The organism is Lutimonas saemankumensis, assembly GCF_020171465.1.
Taxonomy (GTDB): domain Bacteria; phylum Bacteroidota; class Bacteroidia; order Flavobacteriales; family Flavobacteriaceae; genus Lutimonas; species Lutimonas saemankumensis.
On the sequence record NZ_JAIUZR010000005.1, the window covers coordinates 83,243 to 107,258 of the forward strand.

22 protein-coding genes and 1 pseudogene are annotated in these 24,016 nt (G+C 36.4%); 12 read left to right on the top strand and 11 right to left on the bottom strand.

All coding sequences use genetic code 11. The features are described 5' to 3' along the window. Window positions 1-52: 52 nt before the first annotated feature. Both LCM02_RS12400 and LCM02_RS12405 read right to left on the bottom strand, forming a co-directional pair. Complete coding sequence (locus tag LCM02_RS12400; protein ID WP_224930465.1) at window positions 53-205, bottom strand: hypothetical protein; 153 nt, start codon at window positions 203-205, stop codon at window positions 53-55. A gap of 526 nt (window positions 206-731) precedes the next feature. Then, window positions 732-1,250 (bottom strand): hypothetical protein, encoded by a 519-nt coding sequence (locus LCM02_RS12405; protein WP_224930467.1) that lies wholly within the window; start codon window positions 1,248-1,250, stop codon window positions 732-734. 405 nt (window positions 1,251-1,655) lie between these two features. On the opposite strand from LCM02_RS12405, the gene LCM02_RS12410 reads away from it, so the two are divergent. Continuing rightward, complete coding sequence (locus tag LCM02_RS12410) at window positions 1,656-3,233, top strand: hypothetical protein (RefSeq protein WP_224930471.1); 1,578 nt, start codon at window positions 1,656-1,658, stop codon at window positions 3,231-3,233. 465 nt (window positions 3,234-3,698) lie between these two features. Next, window positions 3,699-4,025, top strand: a complete 327-nt coding sequence (locus tag LCM02_RS12415; RefSeq protein ID WP_224930475.1) for a hypothetical protein — start codon at window positions 3,699-3,701, stop codon at window positions 4,023-4,025. A gap of 21 nt (window positions 4,026-4,046) precedes the next feature. Here LCM02_RS12415 and LCM02_RS12420 read toward each other — a convergent pair whose 3' ends face one another. Further along, the gene (locus tag LCM02_RS12420; protein ID WP_224930482.1) at window positions 4,047-4,973 is read right to left on the bottom strand and encodes an AraC family transcriptional regulator; all 927 of its coding nucleotides are present in this window, start codon (window positions 4,971-4,973) and stop codon (window positions 4,047-4,049) included. 155 nt (window positions 4,974-5,128) lie between these two features. Between LCM02_RS12420 and gntH the strand changes: the two genes are divergently transcribed. Together gntH and LCM02_RS12430 are read left to right on the top strand one after the other, a co-directional pair. Then, window positions 5,129-6,472, top strand: a complete 1,344-nt coding sequence (gene gntH / locus LCM02_RS12425; protein WP_224930485.1) for a guanitoxin biosynthesis MBL fold metallo-hydrolase GntH — start codon at window positions 5,129-5,131, stop codon at window positions 6,470-6,472. 291 nt (window positions 6,473-6,763) lie between these two features. Further along, window positions 6,764-7,162: a hypothetical protein gene (locus LCM02_RS12430; RefSeq protein ID WP_224930488.1), complete on the top strand. Its 399-nt coding sequence runs from the start codon at window positions 6,764-6,766 to the stop codon at window positions 7,160-7,162. 52 nt (window positions 7,163-7,214) lie between these two features. Here the strand turns inward: LCM02_RS12430 and LCM02_RS12435 are convergent, their stop codons facing one another. Then, a complete protein-coding gene (locus LCM02_RS12435) occupies window positions 7,215-7,994 on the bottom strand; it encodes a DUF6090 family protein (protein ID WP_224930492.1) in 780 nt (259 codons plus the stop codon). Window positions 7,995-8,067: 73 nt separating this feature from the next. Here LCM02_RS12435 and LCM02_RS12440 point away from each other — a divergent pair, with 73 nt between their 5' ends. The 4 genes from LCM02_RS12440 (at window position 8,068) to LCM02_RS12455 (ending at window position 12,666) form a co-directional block, all read left to right on the top strand. Then, window positions 8,068-8,649, top strand: coding sequence for a Crp/Fnr family transcriptional regulator (locus tag LCM02_RS12440; protein WP_224930494.1), 582 nt, complete (start codon window positions 8,068-8,070; stop codon window positions 8,647-8,649). A gap of 48 nt (window positions 8,650-8,697) precedes the next feature. After that, window positions 8,698-9,294, top strand: coding sequence for a serine/threonine protein kinase (locus tag LCM02_RS12445; RefSeq protein WP_224930497.1), 597 nt, complete (start codon window positions 8,698-8,700; stop codon window positions 9,292-9,294). 469 nt (window positions 9,295-9,763) lie between these two features. Beyond that, complete coding sequence (locus tag LCM02_RS12450; protein ID WP_224930500.1) at window positions 9,764-11,830, top strand: serine hydrolase domain-containing protein; 2,067 nt, start codon at window positions 9,764-9,766, stop codon at window positions 11,828-11,830. 164 nt (window positions 11,831-11,994) lie between these two features. Then, window positions 11,995-12,666 (top strand): spondin domain-containing protein, encoded by a 672-nt coding sequence (locus tag LCM02_RS12455; protein WP_224930503.1) that lies wholly within the window; start codon window positions 11,995-11,997, stop codon window positions 12,664-12,666. A 61-nt stretch (window positions 12,667-12,727) separates the two neighbouring features. Here LCM02_RS12455 and LCM02_RS12460 read toward each other — a convergent pair. Next, window positions 12,728-13,627, bottom strand: a pseudogene (locus LCM02_RS12460) (bile acid:sodium symporter family protein). Window positions 13,628-14,221: 594 nt separating this feature from the next. Here LCM02_RS12460 and LCM02_RS12465 point away from each other — a divergent pair. Next, window positions 14,222-15,184, top strand: coding sequence for an SDR family NAD(P)-dependent oxidoreductase (locus LCM02_RS12465; protein ID WP_224930506.1), 963 nt, complete (start codon window positions 14,222-14,224; stop codon window positions 15,182-15,184). A 26-nt stretch (window positions 15,185-15,210) separates the two neighbouring features. Here the strand turns inward: LCM02_RS12465 and LCM02_RS12470 are convergent, their stop codons facing one another. Beyond that, a complete protein-coding gene (locus LCM02_RS12470) occupies window positions 15,211-16,098 on the bottom strand; it encodes a hypothetical protein (RefSeq protein ID WP_224930511.1) in 888 nt (295 codons plus the stop codon). Window positions 16,099-16,313: 215 nt separating this feature from the next. Here LCM02_RS12470 and LCM02_RS12475 point away from each other — a divergent pair, with 215 nt between their 5' ends. Further along, window positions 16,314-18,113 carry an amidohydrolase gene (locus LCM02_RS12475; protein WP_224930514.1) on the top strand — a complete coding sequence of 600 codons (1,800 nt, stop codon included), beginning with the start codon at window positions 16,314-16,316 and terminating at the stop codon, window positions 18,111-18,113. Window positions 18,114-18,137: 24 nt separating this feature from the next. Here the strand turns inward: LCM02_RS12475 and LCM02_RS12480 are convergent, their stop codons facing one another. Next, window positions 18,138-18,887: a DUF6090 family protein gene (locus tag LCM02_RS12480; protein WP_224930517.1), complete on the bottom strand. Its 750-nt coding sequence runs from the start codon at window positions 18,885-18,887 to the stop codon at window positions 18,138-18,140. Window positions 18,888-19,075: 188 nt separating this feature from the next. On the opposite strand from LCM02_RS12480, the gene LCM02_RS12485 reads away from it, so the two are divergent. After that, window positions 19,076-19,363, top strand: a complete 288-nt coding sequence (locus tag LCM02_RS12485; protein WP_224930520.1) for a hypothetical protein — start codon at window positions 19,076-19,078, stop codon at window positions 19,361-19,363. Between the two features lie 127 nt (window positions 19,364-19,490). On the opposite strand, the gene LCM02_RS12490 is transcribed toward LCM02_RS12485, so the two are convergent. The 4 genes from LCM02_RS12490 to LCM02_RS12505 form a co-directional block, all read right to left on the bottom strand. Then, window positions 19,491-19,880 carry a DUF2846 domain-containing protein gene (locus tag LCM02_RS12490; RefSeq protein WP_224930523.1) on the bottom strand — a complete coding sequence of 130 codons (390 nt, stop codon included), beginning with the start codon at window positions 19,878-19,880 and terminating at the stop codon, window positions 19,491-19,493. A 186-nt stretch (window positions 19,881-20,066) separates the two neighbouring features. Further along, window positions 20,067-20,882 carry a hypothetical protein gene (locus LCM02_RS12495; RefSeq protein ID WP_224930526.1) on the bottom strand — a complete coding sequence of 272 codons (816 nt, stop codon included), beginning with the start codon at window positions 20,880-20,882 and terminating at the stop codon, window positions 20,067-20,069. A gap of 118 nt (window positions 20,883-21,000) precedes the next feature. Beyond that, the gene (locus tag LCM02_RS12500; RefSeq protein ID WP_224930530.1) at window positions 21,001-21,924 is read right to left on the bottom strand and encodes a DUF6268 family outer membrane beta-barrel protein; all 924 of its coding nucleotides are present in this window, start codon (window positions 21,922-21,924) and stop codon (window positions 21,001-21,003) included. A 76-nt stretch (window positions 21,925-22,000) separates the two neighbouring features. Beyond that, window positions 22,001-22,519, bottom strand: coding sequence for a hypothetical protein (locus tag LCM02_RS12505; RefSeq protein WP_224930533.1), 519 nt, complete (start codon window positions 22,517-22,519; stop codon window positions 22,001-22,003). 124 nt (window positions 22,520-22,643) lie between these two features. Between LCM02_RS12505 and LCM02_RS12510 the strand changes: the two genes are divergently transcribed. Further along, window positions 22,644-23,876: a helix-turn-helix domain-containing protein gene (locus tag LCM02_RS12510; RefSeq protein ID WP_224930536.1), complete on the top strand. Its 1,233-nt coding sequence runs from the start codon at window positions 22,644-22,646 to the stop codon at window positions 23,874-23,876. Window positions 23,877-24,016: the final 140 nt, after the last annotated feature.

Here is a 24,016-nt window from a genome sequence, read left to right on the forward strand (position 1 = left end):
AGTAAGAGGTTCACTATGGGAAATTATAATTTGTCAGGCATTTCTGCCTTCTTCATTCTTTACTATTGCTCTTTTGTTTAAAGAACTCTCGAATTAATCCTTTTGCAGCTCTATATATCAAATAAGGAATTAAAAAAAAGAATAACCCTACAATCAACCATTGCCAAGGACCAATAAATTCAAGGGGTAAAATAAGCTGTGTCATAGTAACTTGTTTAATATTTACCACAAATTTATCTTACTTAATTAGACATTTAGGCGACAACTAATGTCATGTTGATGAAGCCGAAAATTATGATCTTTCGGGTTAGGGATATTTTTCTGACACATAAAGATCTTAATATAGTAAACCTGCCAAAAAAATATTCCAAAGTGTATTATTTTTTGAGTGGCAATATTTCTTTTTAAGCAAATCCGCCAAAAAAATAATGCAGTTAAGCTTTTAATAAGTAATCCAAAACCCTACTAATTTTACTCTTATTTTCAATTTAGATTTGATTCCAGATATATATACATAGCTAAAAGTGCTATAATTTTCTCCCTTAACTTTTCTCCATCCCATCCAAGAAGCAGTCAATGCTTATTAAAAAAGTATGGTTAAATCATTGATTTGGGATGGAAAAGGGATGATATAAGGTATATTTTATTGAAAAATAGCTATCAGCATATCATAATCAAAGTTATAAAGTAAATTGTTGTGGTCTAGGCGAGACCATGATAAGTTTTTTTTGTTAAAGACCATCAAGACAACGAGTGATTGCCTCCCTTATATCATCAGCTTCTGTTGACCCAATACCTTCTGCTGTACATGAATAAATAGTATCATAAGTGTTAGCGTCAATTAGAATTATAGTAACTTCTAAGGTGTATCCAAGACCCAATGAGACTGATCGTTTACCACTTTCACCATATTTCACTATTAAAGTTTTATCAACCTTATCCTGGCGAACTTGATCCATCGTAGTAAATCCCTTTTTCAGTAGTATTCCTTCAATTACCTCTCCAGGATTTACTTCTTTGCTTACGGATCCACCATATGTCCCATATTGATTTCCATAAACACTTCCAGTGCTTGAAGCTAAATCACTAGTTTCAGGGATCACAACATATTGATAGTTGTTGATAGATGAATCTTTTGTGACGGTTGGCTCTTTTAATGAAACACAGCCATTAAAAGCTATTAAACCCAATATGAATGGAAGATATTTAATTTTATTCCATGTAATGCGAAATACTTTATACTTTCTCATAGTTTCTATTTGTTCGATTAACTACAAAAATACTTTCAGGTGATTAATAATCAGACGACATAACATGTCCATTAATGGTGTAAGGAGCGGACTACAAATTTGGTATGAGCTGCAGCACTTGCATATTCAGAGTAGTATCTTAGATTCTTGTCTGGTTAGGACTAGTTTTCTTAATTTTTAAATAAATTGCTGTCTTCAATACGTCCAAATATAATGACAAAAATTAGTTGAGCTCGAATCTGATGTCAGAGTATTTTTTATTCATATCCTATATAAACCTCACGTAACTAGAGCCTTATAAAGACTAAAATAAATGGGACTGACTAAAAATACCTGAAAACCATTAGTTTTTGTTAACGATTATTGATTATTTTTGAGATAAACCAACCTTAATTCCCTCAGATCATGAAACAGTTCCTCATTTTATTTATTTTATTTCTGTTTTCTTCAGTTACAATAGCGCAAGAAGGAATTCGATATATTAACTTTGATCAACCCATAGTTCAAAATGCAGTCCCAAGTAGAGATGGGAACAATATTTATCATTTTTATTTTGAGTTTAATTGGGTTAATGAAATTTCATCCTACAGTGATGAATTGAAACCTAAAATTGAAGAGTTACAAATATATGAGTCAGGTACTGAAAACATTATCAAATCAAGCAAAGCACCGTTCAATCAAGATAATCAGATTGAGTTCAGAGTTAAGAAATCAGATATAGATAGGTTTAATCAAATAGAATATGCGGTTAAATGGCATATCAATGATGCTTCAGGAGAGAATATGCTTACTAAATTTACAAAGAGACGAACTATGAATGTAAATTTCAAAACTGATCCTAAACTTATAGTTCAAATATCTGACGAAAGGATTTATTATTTAGATGATATTAATAAACCCCGAATTAAGATTAAAACTAATCATAACGGAGCTTCCGTTGATGAGCTTACACTAAGATTAAGGAACGATCCAGAATCTGCAGTTGTTGCTAGAATAAATAAAACTGTAACGCAGTTAAATAATAACAAGTATTCAGAACTTGTCTTCGATTCAACAGAAGGAGAGGCAGAAATACAGGAAGGTAAAACCTACTATCTTTTCGGAAATGTGAGTACTCCAAATTTAAATGCAAGAATTTTTGAAAACAATACATACCAGATTTACAAAAGAGAACAATATTACATAAAACCTTTAGACGACGGAACGAAGACAATAAAGGTAAAAGGAAACTTGGATAAACAAATAGTTTTGGATGCTACGGGTAAAGTATCTGAAGTAAAAGCCACTTTGAAGTTAGGTGATGGTGGAAAAAAAGAATATTCTTTAGACGATCTAGATAACAATAGATGGGAACTAAAAATACCAGGAAACACCAACATTCAATATGGGACCTATGTTTTGGAGATTACGGGCAATGGCAGTAATGGACAGCCAATGAAACCAACATCCTTTTCTTATGTTAAAACTCCAATTAAACGTAAAATTATTCAAATGGAAATCAAGGATGGTATTTATAAAGTTAACGCAGAGTTTACAGAGACTCCAACTAATAATGTTTATTTAGTAATAGACGATTTTGATGTAATGATGAATAAAGATGCAGCGGATTCTAAAAAGTATTCTGTTAGTTTTGCATTCGATGATAATACATTACAATCAATAAGTAATAAAATCAAAGCTTCGGCAAAGAATACTAAAAAAGTATTACTAACAACAAAAATAGATGATATTAATGATGAATCATACCTAGCAACAAATGCAGTTATAATCGACAAAAATAAACTTGCAGATATGAAGAAGAAAAGTGAAGTTAAAAAATATTTGGAAGATATTGGATTTCAAGAGAATGTTGATAAGCTTGCCAAAAGTATTATGACAGAGTTGAAGAAAGAAGATAATGATCAAGATTGGGGGGCTAATGTATGGTCCTCATTAGTTGAGTGGGCCCCAAAAGCGATTCCGCTTGTTTTAATGTTACTTTAAATCTGAGGCGTTAAAAGAATTATGCTTGTCGAGTCCCGTCCAGACCGCAACTTTTTTAAGAAACAATAGTTGTGTTGTTAACATTAAGAGTTCATCCGCCAAGGTCGGACAGGCTATTAAATAGTTAGCTAATGAAAAACTTCAGTTATCACGGAGTTTTTTTTTGTTTTAAAGCATGTCCAAATCCATTCTTCACATATAAGACATATTTGAACAAAGGATTAAGATGATTTGGCGCTTTATTTTACCTTCAAATGGACTCTAAAAAACCAACGAAAAGTGGAGTTTGACCTAGTAGACATCGTTGAATTTAATATCTCGGGCAAAATAAAAAAACTGAAAATAATTTATGATACTGAATTGGCTAGAAAATAGGTATCTGAATTAAATTCCTAAGTTTATAAGCTTCCACAAACATCGATTGTTGATATCTCTGATAATCTTTAAGCTAATTTTTGAATAAATATGAGAGTAATAAGTCTCTTAACCTTTCTGATATCTTTTGTGATATTAGAGGCGAGCGATCTGTATTCCCAAGAAATTATTCATGATCCTGAACTTTCTACAATGGGAGAAATTGTTGGGGATAAATGGAAAACCAATGAAGGGGCAGTTCAAAAGAAGTTGGGCGCCTTAGAAAAAGAACATGGGAAGAAACTTAATATCATTAGTATCCTTGTAGATGATGTTGGTTATACTGAGTTGGGTGTTTATGGTAGTGGAAAGCTTAGAGGAGCTCCAACTCCCAATCTAGATAAAATGGCTCACCAGGGAATGAAACTTATGAGTTGAAAGCTTTATTTATAATGTGATTTAAGTTTGAACTGATTTTCGAAGATGTTGTGAAGGTAGTTTACCGAAAAGGTTTTTATAATCTTTAGCGAATTGACCTGAATGCCAAAATCCGAATGCCAGAGTGACATCAATTAATCTATTATACTGATTTGATTGGATCTTTCGTTTGATTTCATTCATTTTATAAAATAGAATGTACTTTTTAGGTGACACCCCGGTAAGTTCTGAAAAGGCATATTGAAGGCTCCTTTCACTAACGCCCAGCCGATTACACAACTCTTTTACAGTGTGGCAATCTTCAGGTTCATTGTGAATTAAATCTTTGGCTCTTTTAAAGGTTCTGTTGTTGGCTTTGAATCTGAGATCTCTTTTCTTTTCACTCTTTATAATTGAGCTGATGATCATTTTTGGAACTTCATATGAAATCAAATGTTCGTTCAGCATTTGGCTCTGACAAATATGAAGAACCCAGAACTGCAGAATTTTGGCACTCCTTTCTGAAATATGGAAATACTCCTCTTGATTAATATCATCAATAAAATTAGGGTGCCCGAGATCTAATGCCAATTTATTGAGATATTCCTGTTTGATTGAAACGGGAATTCCTACAAAATTAGATTGGCTAATGCAAAAATGTTCCATCCCACCTCTTAAAATCCCAATTGTATTCCCTTTAAATCGAATATTACGCCAAATGAAATCCTGATAGAAATTTCCTGGAATAAGAAATGTGAGGTAATTTTTTAGACCAGTCCCTTCTTGAATGATCTTCTGATTCATTTGATGATGGCTCAATATGACATTGGGTGTAATAACTTGTGTAAGGGAACCCTCAAATACCCCTTTACTTATCTGTGAACATTCCAGATTTGCTTGCTTTGTAAAATCTGAATAACAATCAAAGTCATTGAAATTGAATTGCTCGATTACTGGTGATAGGTTCATGGGTTTTCGGGTTTTAGACCTTTTTAAAGATAAGAAAAATTTAAATTTGGCTATAGTGTGGTACTTTTAAATCTTCTAGACTCTTATCTTAGGATCACCAATCACTCTTTTTTAATATCAAGCTAATTAATGACTTTCATTACAATCAAAACATTATGAAATTAAAAACTTTATTCCTTACCTTAATACTGCTATCATATTTTATAAATGCTCAAAACCAAGATGCTGAACTCTTAAAAGCGAAAGAATTTTTTGAAAATGCCGGAGTTCCCGGGGACAAATGGGTAGAAGGAGAGACCTTGTATCCGAATATTCGGCCTGCCAAACATTTTCACTCCAGTATGTTATACTACCCGGGAACGGAAGAACTCCATGAAGATGAGGTACGTGTGACTTTTATGGGTTCAAGTTATTCTCCCTCTCAGACCCAATCCGGAATGAGTATACTGGTTGAACTGGGCAACGGCGAAAAGTTTGTCTTTGACTTAGGTATTGGATCACTTAGAAACTACAATTCATTTAGTATTCCATTCAATACGATCAATCATGTTTTTCTAACCCACCTGCATATGGATCACGTGAGTGACCTTCCTTATCTTATGATGTTTAGACCTATCCAGGGAGGTTGGACACCTCTGCATGTTTATGGCCCAAGCGGATCAGAACCACAATACGGCACGGCCCATATGATGAAGCATATGATGGAAATGACAGCCTGGCACCAGGATAGTTTCCATTCCTGGCCCATAGGTGAAGGGTATGAAACCAAAGTGCATGAATTTGATTTTATGGATGAAGGAGGAGTAGCCTATGAAGCGAATGGCGTAAAAATAACGCATTGGCCAACCTCACACACGAAGGATGGAGCTACAAGTTATAGGCTTGATTGGAACGGCAGGAGTATTTGTTATACTGGTGATAATCGACCAAACAGCCTTACCATTAAAAAATGTCAAAATGTGGACATGTTAATAAGTGAAGTTCAAACTGCAACTGTTTCATTGTCGGCACAGTCACTAGGTATGCCTCCTGCTATGGCGGCATATACCATTGATACATCTCATTCTCCGGGGTATGGTTTGGGATATATTTTAAATGAAGCCAACCCTACGGTTGGTGTTGCGACTCATTATGGCTATGACGATATCTTTATAAATGAAACCGTTGCCCAGGTCAGGTATCATTACAAAGGAGCCTTTGCCTTTGGTGCACCGGATTTGGTGACCTTCAATATTCACGGCGACGGTAAAGTATGGTGGCGAGAAGGTGTAGCAGGCAATTCTATTCAAGTACCCAAGCCTCATATGACCTCTGAAACGATTACATTTCCAGCACCGAAGCATCAGGTTTATGATGTGATCAATGATACAGTAGAAAAAAATGAAATCCCAATGGAACTTTGGTATCCTAAAGGACATATGCCTCAAAGAGTTAAGGAATGGCCAATTACTAAAGACTTAACGCTTCCTAATCCATGGGCTCCAAGTAAAAAGAATTGAAAGCTTATTGTTTAGGTCTATAATTGATTGAATTTAAACTATATCAGAACTGAATATCCAAGATAATCACATACTCTTAAATATGATAATTCACGGCGTCGAGTCCCGTCCAGACCGCAACATAAATAGTTGTATTCTTAACTTAAGCATCATATTCTTAAATAGTTTCCTGATAGCTATCGGAATGAAGTTTTTTGAATTCAAAAGGTAATACACAATCTGAATTTCAATAATCAGTTTTTTTAATTAAATTTGATTTAGTACAATAATTAAAAATCTTAAATCGATTTTATGAAAAAGCTATTATTTCTTCTTGCTATATCTTTAATTTTTTCATGCTCAGATGATGAAGAGAGCACGAGATTAATGTATAATATTTCATATAGAGCAGTTGCTTCAGATGGAGCCACACTGAACAAAGTTGAATATATGGATGAAAAAGGTGATCTCATAGAATTAACCAATGTTAGTTCTCCATGGTCCATTAATCTTCAAGTTCGGGCAGGATTAGCATTGGAGGCCAGAGCTTATGGTGATGTTCCTTACCAAGGATCCTTAAGTATAACTGCCAATTGGACACCTGAGGGAGGATTAAAACAATCAGAAACGGTCACCTTGCCAAATGACCAGCCTGACACAGTTATAAATAATGGAAGTGTAGAAATATCGGGCAGAACCTTACCGGATTAAAGATATCCCCGTGTTCACTGAAGCATGTGAATTTACATGAGTAAAAAGTTGATCAATAATTTCGCTCATCAAGCTCATCTTCGATCTCTGTCAAGATCTTTAAAACGTGCTCTCGAATTGTATTGTAAGAATTCGATTTCAAGCTCCATAGCGTCATTACATAAAGTCCCATTCGACTTTCAAATTCTCGAATTTTAAAAACATCTCTAACATCTCCTTCAAAATTAGATTTCGATGGTAATGCATCAATAGTATTGTTTAGCCCTAATTCACCCGGAAAATTAAGAAACGGGGTATGAACAACCAAAATATTTAGAAGAGCCGTTCGATGTTCAAAAGTTTCTACTTCTTGACGAGAAGTGTTATTCAAAATAATGAACCATTCCGACAGTTGATTTCTCAAGGTAGTTCGACTAATTATTGAGAGATTCCCTGAATTGATTAAGTCTTCAAGAATACCTGGACTTGGAACGTACTTGGTGGCATTCTGCATACATCCTGCCAAATGGATGGATGCTGCTTGTTCAGAATCGGGAATGTTATTCTCGCCAGTCCATTGCAATACGGTTTCTGAGGATAACAACATATTTTCGTAGGTCTTAATACTTTCATCAATTATTTCAAGATTCTTTGTGAATTCACTCTTAAGAGCGACTAAATAAATGATCTCTGTATCTCTTTTTTTCCTGGCCTCATTCCAATTATTAATCTGCAGGGCTATTAAAATCCCAATCACTACCAGCACAATCTCACCAATGGCATATCTACTATACTTGAAGAACTGATTATCATCAGCCAATTTTTTTCGGATTTTACGGAAGAAGGGGATCATTGTTTTGGTTGTTGATACTTAAATATAGTGAAAACATCTATCTTAGTATTGAATTACAGATATTTAGCTGATAATGTACGCTCAACTCTTAAAAATATTAGGCAATTTTGCCAATCTTGATGAATATGAAACGGAACTAATCAAGTCCAGTTTTAAACCACATTCATTATTAAAAGGAGAATTTTTTTTGAAAGAAGGCACGGTGTGTAAAAATGTTGGATTTCTATATAAGGGCCTGGTAAGATATTTTGTGCATAAGGATGGGGAAGAATCTACATTTGAGTTTACTTGTGAAGGAGAGTTTATTGGGGATTATCAAAGCTTTCGAAATGCTTCATTGTCAGTTCAAAATATTCAAGCTATTGAAGATTGTGAGATGCTTATTATTGATTATCCAAAAATTCAAAACATCTATAATACAACGAATAATGGTAATCTGATTGGACGTCAGATAATAACGCATCGATTTGAAATCATGGTCAATCAAATTCTTGAAGTTTATATGCAAAATCATGAAGATCGCTACACGAGTTTTATTGACAAGTATTATGGATTGACTCAAAGAATTCCTCAGTATTTGATTGCGTCATATGTTGGTGTAAAACCAGAATCTCTAAGTCGTATTAGAAGAAGATTTGCTAAAAATATTTCTTAACTCAGGTTAACGAATAATTGATAGTGTTCTGTTTAAATTGCAATTCAAATGAAAATGCAACAGAAAATGAACAGCGAATACAAACACCTCGAAAAGAAATTCCTTATAAAATGGGTTAAAGCTAATGGGATAGGATGGCTCGTGGGTTTTATTGGTGCTATTGTTATGTCTCATCTGGTCGTTAATATTTTCTATCCAAAAGAAACGAATTTAATAGTAGGTCTTTGTATAGGGGCAAGTATAGGATATGCACAATGGTTTGTTTTAAAAGGAATGTTTAAAATAAGTAGTTTGTGGGGTCTGGTATCCACCTTATGTTTAGGAATTCCATTCATCGCTATTGAATTAATGGATGAAAACGGATATGAACTTCCATCTTTCCAGGGAGATTATGAGTTTGTTTATCGACTTATTTTTGGCCTGTTTATGGGTTTGGTAATTGGATCACTGCAAATGCAATTTTTAAAACCTTATTTCAAAAAAGCGGCTTGGTGGATCGCTGTAAGTTCCATGGGATGGGGTATTTGCTTTTTAGCATCCTCAGTACCAATGCCATTTTCTCTTCTGGGCTTATTACTTGGTGGAGTTTTATTGGGAGTTATAACAGGTTACGGTATGATCTGGATGAACAAATCTCAACCGTAATGTTGCCCTTTTCATAAGTAGATCCTATCCCATTTGATAATAGTTGTTTATGAGACTAAAATTATGCTGTATTCTAATTTTCATTTAGGCATTGTACGTAGTCGAGAAGAAAAAATATTCAAGAGGGTTTTCTCAAAGATATATATGCAAATTAGAAGGGCAAAAGCGATTTATATTGTTTGATTCTTGAGCGGGTTCGAGTCCCGTCCAGACCGCAACTTTTTTAAGAAACAATAGTTGTGTTGTTAACATTAAGAGTTCACTCTTAAATAGTTAGCTACTAAAAAACTTCAGGGAAATCTGAGGTTTTTTTTGGTGGTATGTGAACAATTATGCCCCTTTCCCCATTCAACCATTCCTTGGTGAGAACAAAATCAGTACTCAGACCGTTCCAACATTTTAAAAAAAAATGTAACATAATTCAAAGGACGCAGTCTCATTTATTATCAATCAATATAACAGTAACAAAATGAACTTATCTATTAGACTACTATATTTCGCTTTTATAACTTTTTCAACATGGAGCTCTTTTTCTCAGGAAACGAGTGATGCGGTTAATGGAGAAAAACTAACCAAAATCGAAGCCAAAATTCAGGCCTGGCAAAAGCAAACCAATGCCCCTGCTGTTTCAGTAGCATTCCAGTACCACGATTTTTATTATGAAAATGCCTGGGGCCTGGCGGATATCGAGAATCAGGTCAAGGCAAAACCGGCATCTTCCTATCAAATTGCTTCAACCACTAAGCCCATGACTGCCATGGCAATATTGAAACTTTGGGAAATGGGAAAAATCGATTTGGATGCTGAAGTACAAACCTATTATCCGTATTTTCCAAAAAAAGAATATCCTATTACCATTCGCCAGATTTTATCTCACACCGCGGGCATTTCTCATTACCGAAGCGACAGTAAGGAGGAAAAACATATCAAAGAACCTTATTCTACAACAATGGCGGTTGATATTTTTAAAGATTGGAAATTACTTTTTGAGCCAAATACAGATTGGAGCTATTCAAGTTATGGCTATAACCTGTTGGGCGCGGTGATTGAAGAAGTAAGTGGTAAATCCTACGAAGATTTTTTAAAAGAACACATTTGGATACCCGCAAACATGGAAAATACCATGATGGATGATCCGATTGCGATTGTTCCGAATCGAGTTCGAGGCTATTTTAAAAATGGAGGCAAAATTGAAAATGGGGAGTATCTCGACATCAGCAGCCGATTTGGAGCCGGTGGGGTGCGTTCGACGGTTCAGGATGTTGTTAAAATGGGAGTTGCCTTGAAAAATGGAAAAATTCTAAAACCTGAAACCGTTGAATTGATGCTTGAACCAATGGGCGAACAGGGCTGGAATGAATATGCCTTAGGAATTTCGGTACGTCCTTTTTTGGGACAACACATCATCATGCATAGTGGCGGAATGCCTCAAACCAGTTTTTTGTTTATCGCCGCGCCGGCGGATAATATATCTTTGTCTATCGGATCTAATCTGGGTCGGCAAGATGTAGAAAGTTTAGGGATTAGTTTGGTTCAAATCCTGTCAGGCATTGACACTAAAACTGTGGCCGCAAAAAAAGCCGAAGATAAGCTGATGTTGGACGCCATAAATGAAGTTTATAATTTTGGCCAAGGGTATTATCAGAAAATGGGCAAGACGAGGGTTGAAAATGATATAAATTTAGCTTCAGATTTCAAGTATTTCAATCGGTATATTAATCCAAAATACATCAGAGATAATTCTACGGAAGTCCGGGAAAAAATAGAGGCCGGGCATCAAATTCAACCTGAAAAATCTTTAATCTGGGATCGGGTAGGCGGATACATGGCAAGCCAGCTAAATCAAAATTTTTCCCAGGAAGGCGCATTAGCTTTTTTCAAGGCCTATATTGATTTGTACAAAAAAGATAAATCCATTTCGTACCGTTTTACAAAAGGATTTGAAAGTGCTGTGGAGAAATATGATCAAGACTGGCAAGTTACCAAAGCGCTTGATCCAAGCTTGACACGCTTTGATGAAAACACAGATTGGGATCAAGTACCGATTCAATTGGACAATGAATTGGGAGAATATAGCGTTTATCCTGATTTTTACGGTGATTTGATCGACTATACCTATTCAAATTTACTTTTTAATAAGAAATATGACGAAATTTCTGAAATTACAGGCCTGGCTGACACCTATTTTTCCGGTCGTTTCTTTACCGAGTTTTTGAAGGGATTCGAAGCATTAAGTCAAAAAGATTTGAACAAAGCGAATACTTGTTTTTCAAAGGCAAATGAAATCGAAAATCATTTAGAGAACCCGATGTGGATAGGCTCATTAATTTTAAACCTGGCCCAGGTTGACCCGGTAATGGCATTTGGTTTAGGTGAAGTTATGGCTACCTATAATCCAAAATCATACGAATTTCAGATAGGCATGTCAAACTTAGCACGTAAAATGGGCATGAAAGAAAAATCTTTATTTTATGCTCAAAAAGCTTTAGAGATAAAACCTGATGATGAAACGGCTTTGAAATTCATAGGGAGTTAATAGTCATTTTTTCAGCGTACAATAGTTTATATCCTGACCGTTGTGAGGCCTAGAAGGAAAGGTTTGAATTTAAAAATCTGGTAAACGGTTATAAAAATTTGGAAGGTTTTTCGACCTGCACCGACCAAGGTCTTAAATTCATAATAATTAAAAACCTTAATTGTATGCGACACCTTGGTATATTGAGTATAATTACGCTACTATTTTTTGCCTGTACGAATGATGAAGACATGGATTCAAATGATGTCAATGGTAGTGCGGAATATTTGGTAACTTTTAAAATTGATTGGAATAGCGAAGATTTTCCTACAAACTATCCTTCGAATGCGCATTTTTCCAGGGTAATTGGCTGGAGTCATGATGCTAACCAATCTCTTTTTAAGATTGGAACCGATGCTTCAGATGGCATAAGAAACATGGCCGAAACCGGAGGTACATCACCACTTGATACCGAATTAAAGGAGTTAATTGAGGAAGGAAATGGGCATAATTATTATATTGGAAGTAACCTGGGTTCAGGAACGGGAGAGATTGTTCTTAGAGTGGAAGCTACCGAGCAACATTCTTTCATAACCCTTGCCACAATGATCGCTCCAAGCCCTGACTGGTACATTGCTGTAGTGGACATAAATCTGATGGAAAACAATTCTTTTGTCAATCAAAAAACGGTTGAAGCACATGTTTATGATGCTGGTACTGACAATGGGATAAGCTATTCATCCCCAAATGAAACTACAGACCCTCAAGAGCCTATAACATTGTTTGTAGATTCACCAGTTGGTGACGGAGTTCAATTAAATGCAACAATTGCAACGGTTAATTTCACAAAAATGTAAGATTTGGGATCTTGCTAACATTTACTTTTTCATTGAACAGGGAATGTCAAGTGAAGTCAATTCAAACTTTAGAAACTTTATAATTTGAATCACTTTGGGTAGGTCTCTTTCCGAGTTGCCACATGAGGATTCCTCCCGTTACAAACATCCATATCGAATAAGCTCCTGTTGGAATTCCCATTTCCACATTCTTCAATATAGAAGTAACGATTACAAAGGCCAGTGTGCCATTCTGAATACCGCTTTCAATTGTGATGGAGATGGCATTTTCCATTTTCAACTTAAAAAATTTGGCGGTCAGATATCCAATCCCCATTGTCGTTATGTTGAGCGCCAAGGTCACTAACCCGGCCTCTTTCATTCCTTCTGCAAGTTTTTCAGCATTGGCTGCCAGAACTCCTATGAATACTAAGATAAAGATGACTGTTGAGGCCACGCGCATGGGTTTTTTCATCCGTAATGCAAAATGTGGACGGTGCTTTCGAATGAACATTCCGATGGAGATTGGGATCACAGTGATTCCCATGATCTGAATGACAGTATCTGAAATAGGCAATTCGATTTCAACACCGGTTCTGCCAATGAAATATTCCAATGCAAAAGACAGAATGAGTGGTATAGTCAAAATGCTCATTACACTTGCAAAGGCGGTTAATGTAACCTATAATGCGATATTTCCTTTGCTAACCTGTGTTATAAGATTGCTCGTGGCTCCGCCAGGGCAGGCAGAAAGAACCATTAATCCAATAGCCATTACAGGATTCAGATCAAACGCCAGGGCCAGGGCAAATCCGATGGCAGGTAAAAAAACAAGCTGATTCGTTAGGCCGATGATGACGGATTTAGGATACCTTAAAATTCGGCTAAAATCAGCTGGGACCAGGGTCATTCCCATACCCAGCATGATGATGCCGAGTGATACTGGTAAAAAAACGTTGCCGATGAGCTCTGCTGCATTCATAAATTCTTATTTAGTTTGATTAGTTACTTATATCCAATCGGCACCGAGGATTTATTGTTCTCGAATGGAGGTGCTTTACTAAGGACTCGCTTCTTTATTAACATTGACCATTAATGTCATCAGGGTCAGTGCCTGGTTTTATATAATGGGTCAAGGTACGAAATTTCAATTTTTTAGGTGTCAATGAAGGGGGAGGCTCATTGAGGTCTATTATTCCGATTTAACGAATCATTTGTTAATCAAAATCGGCCCATCCTCTTGCTTTGAAGGGCCCAAACTCCACAAACTTTCCTTTTATAGTCATAGTTCCTGTTGCTCCGTCAAATAATATTAATCGTAAGTATCGATGCACCCTGTTATTTCAATTGACTAAAGATTTAGAATTTTAAGGGCCTGGAATCTTATATTCGGAATAATTACTTATTTTAGAAAAAGCAATTCCCTGTTTATGAGGACTCAACGAAACATTCTTCTAATTCTTTTGGAAACTATTTAAAAGCTTCCTCATTAAGGATGAGCGCTTGTTGATTTTACAACCGGAGTTCGCTTGTATAAACAAGGAAATTCAGATATAACAACCAAAACCTACCCATTATGAGATTTAATGTCAGTAAATTCTTCCTCCTTATTTTCTTTTGTTTAACCATTTCCGTTGAGGGCCATGCTCAAGATTCCAATACAAAACAAAAGGCCGTCTTAGTAACGGGTGCCAGTAGCGGCATTGGCCTAAAAATCACTGAGGTCCTGTCATCAAAAGGATACTTTGTTTATGCCGGGGCCCGAAAGCAGGCTGATCTGGACAGGCTCAATGCCATGGACAATGTCAAATCTGTTAAGCTGGATGTGAATAAATGGGATGAAATCAACGCAGCAGTAAAAACAATAGAAAGTGAAGGCAGAGGCCTGTACGGACTGGTAAATAATGCCGGTGTAGCCATACTTGCACCCCTTATTGAAGTTGAAGAAGATGAATTGGATTATATTTTCAATGTGAACATCTATGGCCCTTATCGAATTACCAAGGCATTCGCTCCACTTATTATAGAATCTAAAGGTAGAATTGCTACCATAAGTTCAATTTCCGGTATTTTATCGGGTAGTTTTTTTGGACCCTACAGCATGAGTAAACATGCTATGGAAGCCTTTACAGATGCACTGGCGGCGGAAATGCAGAAATTTGATGTTCATGTCAGTGCTATTGAACCGGGAAATTACAATTCAAAAATTTCGGAAACCTTCTATAATAGGCTTATGTCACAGAATATGAACTTTGAAAATTCACGTTACAAAGAGGAGTGGGAAGGTCTGATGACTGGATTTAGTCCTGACAGAAGTCAGTATAAAGATCCTGATGAAGTTGCTGAAGCAGTAGAAAAGGCCCTGTTTTCTGAAAACCCAAAACGCAGGTACATGGTCGTGCCTCGCGAAGAAGAGGGGAGATGGACAATTACACAAATCATGCGTGAAATGGTTCAGCTTAATGAAAATCAGGCCTATAAGTATGACAGGGAAACCTTGATAAAGATACTGGATCAGGTATTGGAGGAGGCTGAATAATCAGTGAGTCGTATACCTGGATATACTTAAAACGCCACTCCTGGGGCTAAAACGAATTGGAAGAACATCAGTAACAGCAACAGAAAAAGAACCGGGCTCCAAAATATTTTATCATTTACTCTGTTCGAAGTTCCTCTGACAGTTTTATTTATTCCGGCTGAAGACCATGTCCAGGGAACAGAAACAAAGAATACAATAAACGGAGTAATAGCCTGACTTACCGGTGGAATACGAAACGGCACCACGAGTATGCTGCCCGCTATTCCCGCTGCTAAGGCGATGAAGCCAAGATATTTGAATTTTACCTTTGGGTCACTCAGGTTGGCATTGGCTGAAATGAATTCCAGCAAGGGTTTGCCAATCCATACATTGAACAAGATAATGGCCATAAAACTTGTCGTTGCGAGACCAATCAAAACTGGCGTACTCAGATTGAAATAATCCACTAGGGCCTCACCTACATCGGTTCCAGGATCTAAGTATGCGATCATTACCTGGGGTATGGATTGTACGATTCCGTGAAATGCCATCCAGAATATAAACAGCTTCCAGATGCTTTTTGAGTTTCGAATTCTAAGAAGTATCACCAGACTGATCAAGCCGATCAGAAAAATTGCCAGGGCTCCGGACCCCTGCATGAGTGAAGTCATGGGATGCTCACCAATCCATTCATGATTGTTATGATACAGAAATGCTTTTAATCCAAGGATCTTTTTTCCCAGAACAAGAAACACCTCTTGTAAAAAGAAAATTATATTGAAAGCCAATGCATACATAACGGCCGAATTTATAATTACCGCGTAATTGGCAATTCCTTTTGGGGAGAAAAGTTCTTTGTATTTTACTTTGTTATAAATGGTCCATACCACTGGTCCGATTAGAAGGAACCCAAGAAATATTTCTACTAAATTCATTTTTGATATTTTAAGTTATGTTGGCCATCTGCCTGAATTACTCCGCTTTGGCTGTAAATCTGAGTAAACGATTTTTTTATTAGAGTACAGGAGATCAGAAAAGGTTACTTTTTATCAGGGAATTTCGGTCAAAAAAATCTGTGATTTTAAAAAATGCCCGGTAACGGTATTATTTTTTATCTTGAGATGATTATTAACAATTAATCCTTAACCCAATGAAAAATCAATTTTATAAAATCATCTTATTGGCGATTCTTGTAATCGTATCTGTTGCATTTATTTCTTGTAATAAGGAAAAATCATCAGTTTATGCCGATACGATTTATCTAAATGGTAAAATTTACACTGTAGACTCGGAGCGGTCTTGGGTAGAGGCAGTTGCCATAAAGGATGGAAAATTTATGGGTATGGGAAGTCAAAAGGAAGTTGAAAGATTCAAAGGAGATAAGACCCATATGGTAGATTTAGAGGGCCACTTTGCAATGCCGGGAATTTTTGATCTCCATTCGCATCCCTTTATAACCCCCTGGTACGGGAATATGAATCTGCAGTTGACCGGAGCAGATTCAAGAGAGAAGATATTAAATATGGTCAAACAGTATGCTGAATCAAATCCGGACAAGGAATGGATCATTGGAGGCCAGTGGTTGTTGGGGGTATTCCCTAACGACAGCCCAAGAAAAGAATGGCTTGATGAGATAGTTCCTGACAGGCCGGTTGCCTTGTTGGATCAAACGGGTCACGGGATGTGGTTGAATTCTAAAGCACTGGAGCTTGCAGGAATTTCAAAAGACACCAGGACCAGCCAGCTGATTGTAATCCATAAAGACGAAAAAACCGGGGAGCCAACAGGTACCATTAACGAGCAAACCATCCAAATGGTTGAAAAAGTGATTCCTCAAGCCAAGCCTGAGCAATACATTGGATATATTTCAGAGATTTTTGAAATGTTCCTGTCATATGGTATTACCTCCCAACAAACCGCAGAAGGGCATAAGGTTCCTCTTGAGGCTTTAAAGATCATGGAAGAAAATGGCAATCTGAATGAGCGGGTTTTTGTCAGCTGGGATTGGAAAACTACCCTGAACCTGGCATATAGTCTTGAGGATATTGAAGCTCAAATTAAAAACAGAGAAAAATATGCCTCGGAATTTATCTATCCCAATTATGTCAAAATATTCGCAGATGGCGGACCTTTCTCGGGCACCTCAGGCCTTCTGGAACCTTATGAAGAGTCTTTTTCTGGCCAACCTGATTTCTTCGGGGGGTCCAACTTGTCAGAAGAAGAGTTTACAGAGGCCTTTAAAATGTTTGACAGCTGGGGTGTTGGCGTCCATGTTCATGCCATGGGAGATGGTACCATCAGAAGGGTTGTTAATGCACTTGAAAAGATGCAGAAGGAAAACGGAGACAGCGGTGTGCACCATAAGATTGCCCATAATCTGATGTTGAATGAGGAAGATATTCCAAGGTTGGCAGCACTGAAGGATGTTAATATAGACTTTTCACCACCCATTTGGTATCCGCATAAAGGAGCCACTCCGGGTTTAATTGCTGCCTTGGGTGAGGAGCGGAATAACAAGATATATCCCATTAAAAAAGCTTTGGAGTCCGGACTCAGTGTGGGCCAGGGTGCTGACTGGCTTACCGCAAACCCTACCCCGGATCCATTTATAGCCGTTGAATCCATGATTACAAGAAGTAACCCCTTTGATGAATCTATGCCCGGAACGGTGAACCCTCAGGAGGCGATCAGCCTGGAACAGGCCGTTTACATTTGTACCCTGGGAGGAGCTGAAGTTCTGGGGGTTCAGGAATTTTTAGGATCTATCGAAGTAGGTAAATTTGCCGATATGATCGTTCTGGATCAAAACCTTTTTGAAATAGATGTAAATGATATTTATGGAACTGAGGTCCTAAAAACAGTAGTCGGCGGTAAAATTGTATATGATCTGCAGAAGCATGGTGATCAGGATGTGGATTCAAAATCAGCAATGAAAAGAGGGATGCATTAAAGGATTTTGCCTTGAACGCAAATTTTATTCCTGATCAGCCATGTGTTTCTCGATTCGATCAAGAATGAGATTCACATCAGCTAGGGTGTTGGTCATAAGCTCATTCTGATAAGACATAACAATTGACATATAGACCATGCTGGTAATGATGTCTTCATCTTTATGGATTTGGGTATTTGCACTTGACTTTAAATTTAAGTTGACGCCATACATAAGGTTTATACTTTCTTTGGTTGTTAGATGAGATGAAGCCATTTCAGAAAAAGACCGGGTTCTATAGGCTATGGTTTCCTGAGTTCCTCCCTCAAAGTCATATTTATAATATTTTGACAATAGTGTTCTGAGCTCCCTGTTCGATATCAAGCTAACACTTTCTGTATCTAAAAGGTTGTCAAAAGCCGTTCTGTTTGGAAGAAAATGTTCGTATGAACCTAATATACCCATATGATTACTGAATGTATTGAGATCGAATGAATCCTTTCCTGCTTCCTCAAAACGAATCATTACATCTTGAATAGCGGCTTGTTTTTTCTCATTGAATTTCAATATCTCATCAATTTGTAACTTATCCTTTGACAAATTCCCCTTGATTTCATTTAAAAAGTCTGTTTCAAGATTTCTTTTTAGACGGTAATCGTTCCATTGGTTGATTTGTAAGGCGATCAATATTCCCAATACTACGAGAACAATCTCCCCAATAGCATATCGGGTGTACTTAAAGAATTGGTTATCTTGTGCTAAACGCCAACGTATTTTGCGAAAGAAATGGAGCATAGGTTTTGTTGTTGATTATTAAATATAGCGAAATTGAGTTAAAGAAAGGTTTGTTTATTTGAAATTGCTTTTTTCCATAAGACGTATTATCAGAAATATAAACTTCTTGATGCGGGATTGTTTTTTGTATTTTTGGTCATTCATAATCTAAATAGTTTAGTGTAATGAATTTTGATAAATCGGAAAAAATGGCTGTTGTCAAAGCCATTGCAGAAACCATAGTTCTTGACGACCAATATAAAGTAGGTGAACTCATGTATTTGGATGAGCTCATGCAAACCCTTGATTTTGATGTCCGGTACATGGAAAAGGCCAAGCAATTGAGTTCAGAGAAGACTGTAGAAGTGCTTAAGAAAATGACAAAAGAAAAAAAAGAGGCCTTGATCGTTATGATCGATAAAATGACTGAATCAGACGGCACCGTTCACTGGAAAGAAAAGGAATTCCTGTTGAACCTGATCCAAATTCTGGGTTGATTCCTAAAAAGATTTAGTTAGAATTCTGTTTTTTCTTGAGTTCATTTTTTGAACCAAAACCTATCAGGTAATTACTTTTAATGCTTGAATAAAAAAGTTTAAAGTCTTGTTAAGCAAATATTGAGAATTACTTCATCTCTTTTTTGGCCGTTTTTTCATCTACCTGTGTTAATTTTGGCCTTCCTGCATAATATCCAACTTTGACAGCAGCTTTGACATAATACGTTTTGCCTGCCTCAATGTTCAGGGTAACGGCATCTGCCGATAATACTTGGGAAAAAAATGTGCGTTCCCCCGGATCAACATTTACAGTTATTTTCCCTCCATTTTTTAAAGGGCCATAGTTTCTCTCGGAATCTTGAATATTGAAAGTGATGGCGCCGCCAGAGAATTTCTTGATGCGATAGAAAACAACGGTGCCCTTGCCTTCTTCGGGTTCATTGTTCTGAGCCAACAGATCAGTGTTGAAAAACAAACAAAAGAAAACACCCAGTGAAATGACATGAAACTTGTGCATAGTATGATTTTTATTTAGCATTTAAAACTAAGTATAAATTTTTTATCAAATTCTTCATTTTCATTTATTTGTTTTCTTTTTTTCGAAAGAATTTTATTAGACTTCAATGAAGATGAATTATTCGGAATACTTTAAAAATTGATTTTCTTTTTGCTATTACAATTTAACAAGCCTCCCTTATAACAATTATTCTGCCCCGTCTGTCAACTCTGTCTTCCGGCAGACATATTGTGTTTCATCGATCAGGGCCTTAATTCCTTGCTTTATTTTTCCAATCAAGAAGTTGCTGCCACCAACAAAAGAAGGAGGAATATTATGAATATAATTTAAGGTATAGTTAAATACTAAGGTCTGCGATTTATTTAACTGGAAATATCTCGATATGGATACAGACATCTTACTGGTTTCCTGAAACATGACCTTACCATATTTAAAATTGTGCTGAACAACGATAAGGTTAGGAGAAAGGTCTAAACCGTCATATGCATTGAAGTAGTTTTTAAGATCAGGGAAGTGACTGTCAAATTCTTCAGGTGAATAAAAATGTAACCTATAGTCAATTTCGGGGGCTCCAAATCCCACTGAAATATGATAGGTACTGTCAATCCTCTTGATTTTAGCAGCAGGCATGGTTTGTGAGATATAGCCCGGATCAGATAATCTTTCTTTTGTGAAAAATTCAATGGGTTTATCCAATACGTATCCCACTTTGGTCATCAGGATGTCATATTGTTCTTCACCCTTGTGTTCCCAATAATGATAAAGGTCCAAGGGTTTGGCATGTTCCGAAAAGGAGAAGGGAGGTGTTTGCGTTAAAAGGCTGTCGTTTTCTGATCTTTCGAGCAAGGCATGATAAAAAAAGATACTGTCACTGGTATAAACCTCTTTTGGGAAATCAAATTCAATGGTCTCAACATTCTTCCATTGTAACTCTTGTCTCTGCTGGGAAACAGAGCTAAGTGCAAGTAAAAAAAACAAGGAAAAAAATGAAAATCTCATCATAGCCTTAAATGTGCAATACGTCCTGACCAATGGCTCGGTAATTTCAATCTAATGGGTGTAAAAATAGCATTTTCGACGTAAATCTCAATAAAAACTTTGGCCAATAAAAAGTTAAATACTACTTGCGGTTTTCTATTGAAACACTGTATACCAATCTTATACTTGCGATCATTCCATCATGTATAGAGGCTGTTTTAGCGATTCGATTATCACCAAAAGTGATCAAGGGAATGCTTAAATCTACTTTCTGATCGGCTTCATATTGTTTATAGCTTCTTCCGAATGCATAGCCAATTCTTCCTTCCAAAAAGAAGTCACCAAACAGATTATATCTGGCATATAATGTCTCGTCAATACTTTTTCTTTCGATATAATCTCCTTCATATTCCGGATGACCAAGCCTGTAGGTGGTAACCAATCCAAAATGACTCCATCCGGCATCCAGTCTATCATTGATTTTATATTTTAATTTAGAGTAGATGGGCAACAATCCTACCAGGGACCACCTGCCGTTTATTTTCCAGTCGACATTTACAAGAGGGACCAGATTGGGCCCGGAAAATTCTTGATTGTATAAAGCGCCAAACCCTAGCCTAAGTGTTTCCCGGTATATTTTTTCATACACCACAATTCCTCCCAATTGAAAGTGATCAGAATTCACGTTTTTGAAATCCGTCATGAGCCTCGGTGCGAATAAAACCTGTAAAGAGCGATCATTTTCAAATTTTTGTATTAACCCGGTCCTTAAGATCAATCCATGAATCTGAATGGGATTCATGACATCTTCAGGCATTTGTTCGTCATTGGATACCTTCCAGTAAAAATAATTCAAGCTCGAATACCAGATACTCTTTTCGGAAAGTTTCGCCGGGGCAACAAGAGAAGCCATAAAACCGGATTCCACGCCCTTACCCTCGTAAATAGAATCATATGATGCAGGAAATCCATAACGTCCAGAGAGGGTCAGAATATCCAGTCTTTCCTGGGAAAATACTTGAATTAATGGCGCAAGGAATAATGCAATAAGAAACTTGTGTTTCATAGATTTATATATTTTTTTAGGGAAATGAAATGGGGTCATTCTTTTTGTATCAATTCATTTGAGCAACTTCATGGAATCAATCAGATTGATATTTGATCAGTTCAGGCCTTAATCTGTTGTAATTCTCCTGAAGGCCGTTTATTTTAAATTTCTTTTTCAAGGAACCAATAACAGAACCGGTTGCGGCTCCTAATATTCCTAATGAAACCGCTGCTCCACCTGCTTTTTCCTCTGCCGTATATGAGAAATCAAAGAAATATTCCGGAGGGGGATCGTCACCATCAGCCAGTCCTGAAATAATTCCTACAACGATTCCTGTGGCGGCACCTACGCCGGCGCCCATTCCAATCGATCCTTTCCTTCGAAACTTTAGTTTATCTATTTCCTTTACCGGAATTTCCAAAACTTTGTCTTCCAAGAAACTGATTACAATGGAGCTGTCTTTTAATTTGATCAATCTTCCTTTATATTTAATATCCTTTACATTTGATTCAATCCAGATTTTATAAGTCCGTTTTTTCTCTCGCTGACCATAATTATAGAACGGGCTCAAAAAAAATGCTATGCACGTTATAAAAATAAGACTTGTCTTCATTTCTCAACAGGTTTTGATTAAACTTATGAACAAATGTATTTACAGGCCTTTATCTTAATGTCTCAAAAAACACGATCTGTAATTAATAGGACAAATTACAGGCTAACTATTGAAAAAGGGTTCAATGTATTCGTTTTTTATACTGTCCGAGTTTTTCAGTACCTTGGAAGTCAAGGCCAATGACATCATGGAAAATAAAATTTCGTTAATAGACCTGATCAATCTATTATTTATAACCGGAGTCTTTTACGGCTTGATTTTTACGGTCACCCTTTTCTTTTTGAAGAGAAAAATGGGGAAGCCCATTTTGTTTTTAAATCTGCAGGTTCTCTTTATTACCCTTAATAATTTGCAGGCTTGGCTGATCGATATGAATTTGGTTAGTTCTTTTGTTTACATAAGATATATGAGAGTTCCATGGTACGTTCTTTGTATGCCAATGTTCTATGTTTTTATGGTCAATTACTTGAAATTATCCAAAAGAAGTTTTTATGTTCTCAGAATTACCATCGGACTTTTTTGCACCTTTATAATATTAAGGATAAGCCTGATTTATTATGCTCAGCAAAATCAATTTAGCGAAGTTCAAATCAAGTATTTTATGGATAATTATAGCAGTATTGAGGAAATCGTTTCCTATTCCTATACCTTGGTTATCTTTCTTTTATCTCTGACAACCTTCTACAAACGACAACATTTATTTTATCAGGTCCTCGAATATGACGATCTCAAATGGATCAAACATTTTATGAACCTCGCGGGAGTGATTCTTATTATTTGGCTGACAGCAATCATAAAAAGCATTGGAAACAGTGTATTCAGTTCCCCGGAAATCTATTACCCATTGCGCTTGAGCACAACAATTCTTATCTACTGGATTGGATTTAAAGGATTATTCAGGTTTCGAGTAAAAGAAGATCGTATCGTTTTAAGAAAGAGCATCAGGAAGCAGTTAAAAACTGAAAATAAGGAGTTTCTTTGGGACCATGAACAGAATCCAGAGATAAAATCTGAAAAACAAAGAGAGCAATTTGACAGGGTAAACGATTATGTTATTAATCAAAAAATATATCTTGATCCATTTCTTAGTCTCGATTCTCTGGCCTTAAGTTTACAGTTAAGTAGTGGATATTTGTCGAATTTGATCAATACTTTTGCAGACACTCATTTTACCGATTACATCAATAAGTTTCGTATTGAACAGGCTAAAAAAATGTTAATTGATAAAGATTTTGCGGATTATACGATCATATCCATTGGGTTGGAGTCAGGGTTTAATTCAAAATCAACATTTTATAAAGCTTTTAAAAAATTCACTCAGATCACACCTGTGGAATTCAGAAGGAATAATTTGTGATATATGGTTGCAAGAATTCAATTTGAATGTTTCACTGTGAATCTGGAAAGATCAGTTGACTTTTTTTGATTTTAATCGATACTTTCCATCACTAAAAGTCATTTCCATAGTATATCTTGTAGGAAGATTTGACACCAATG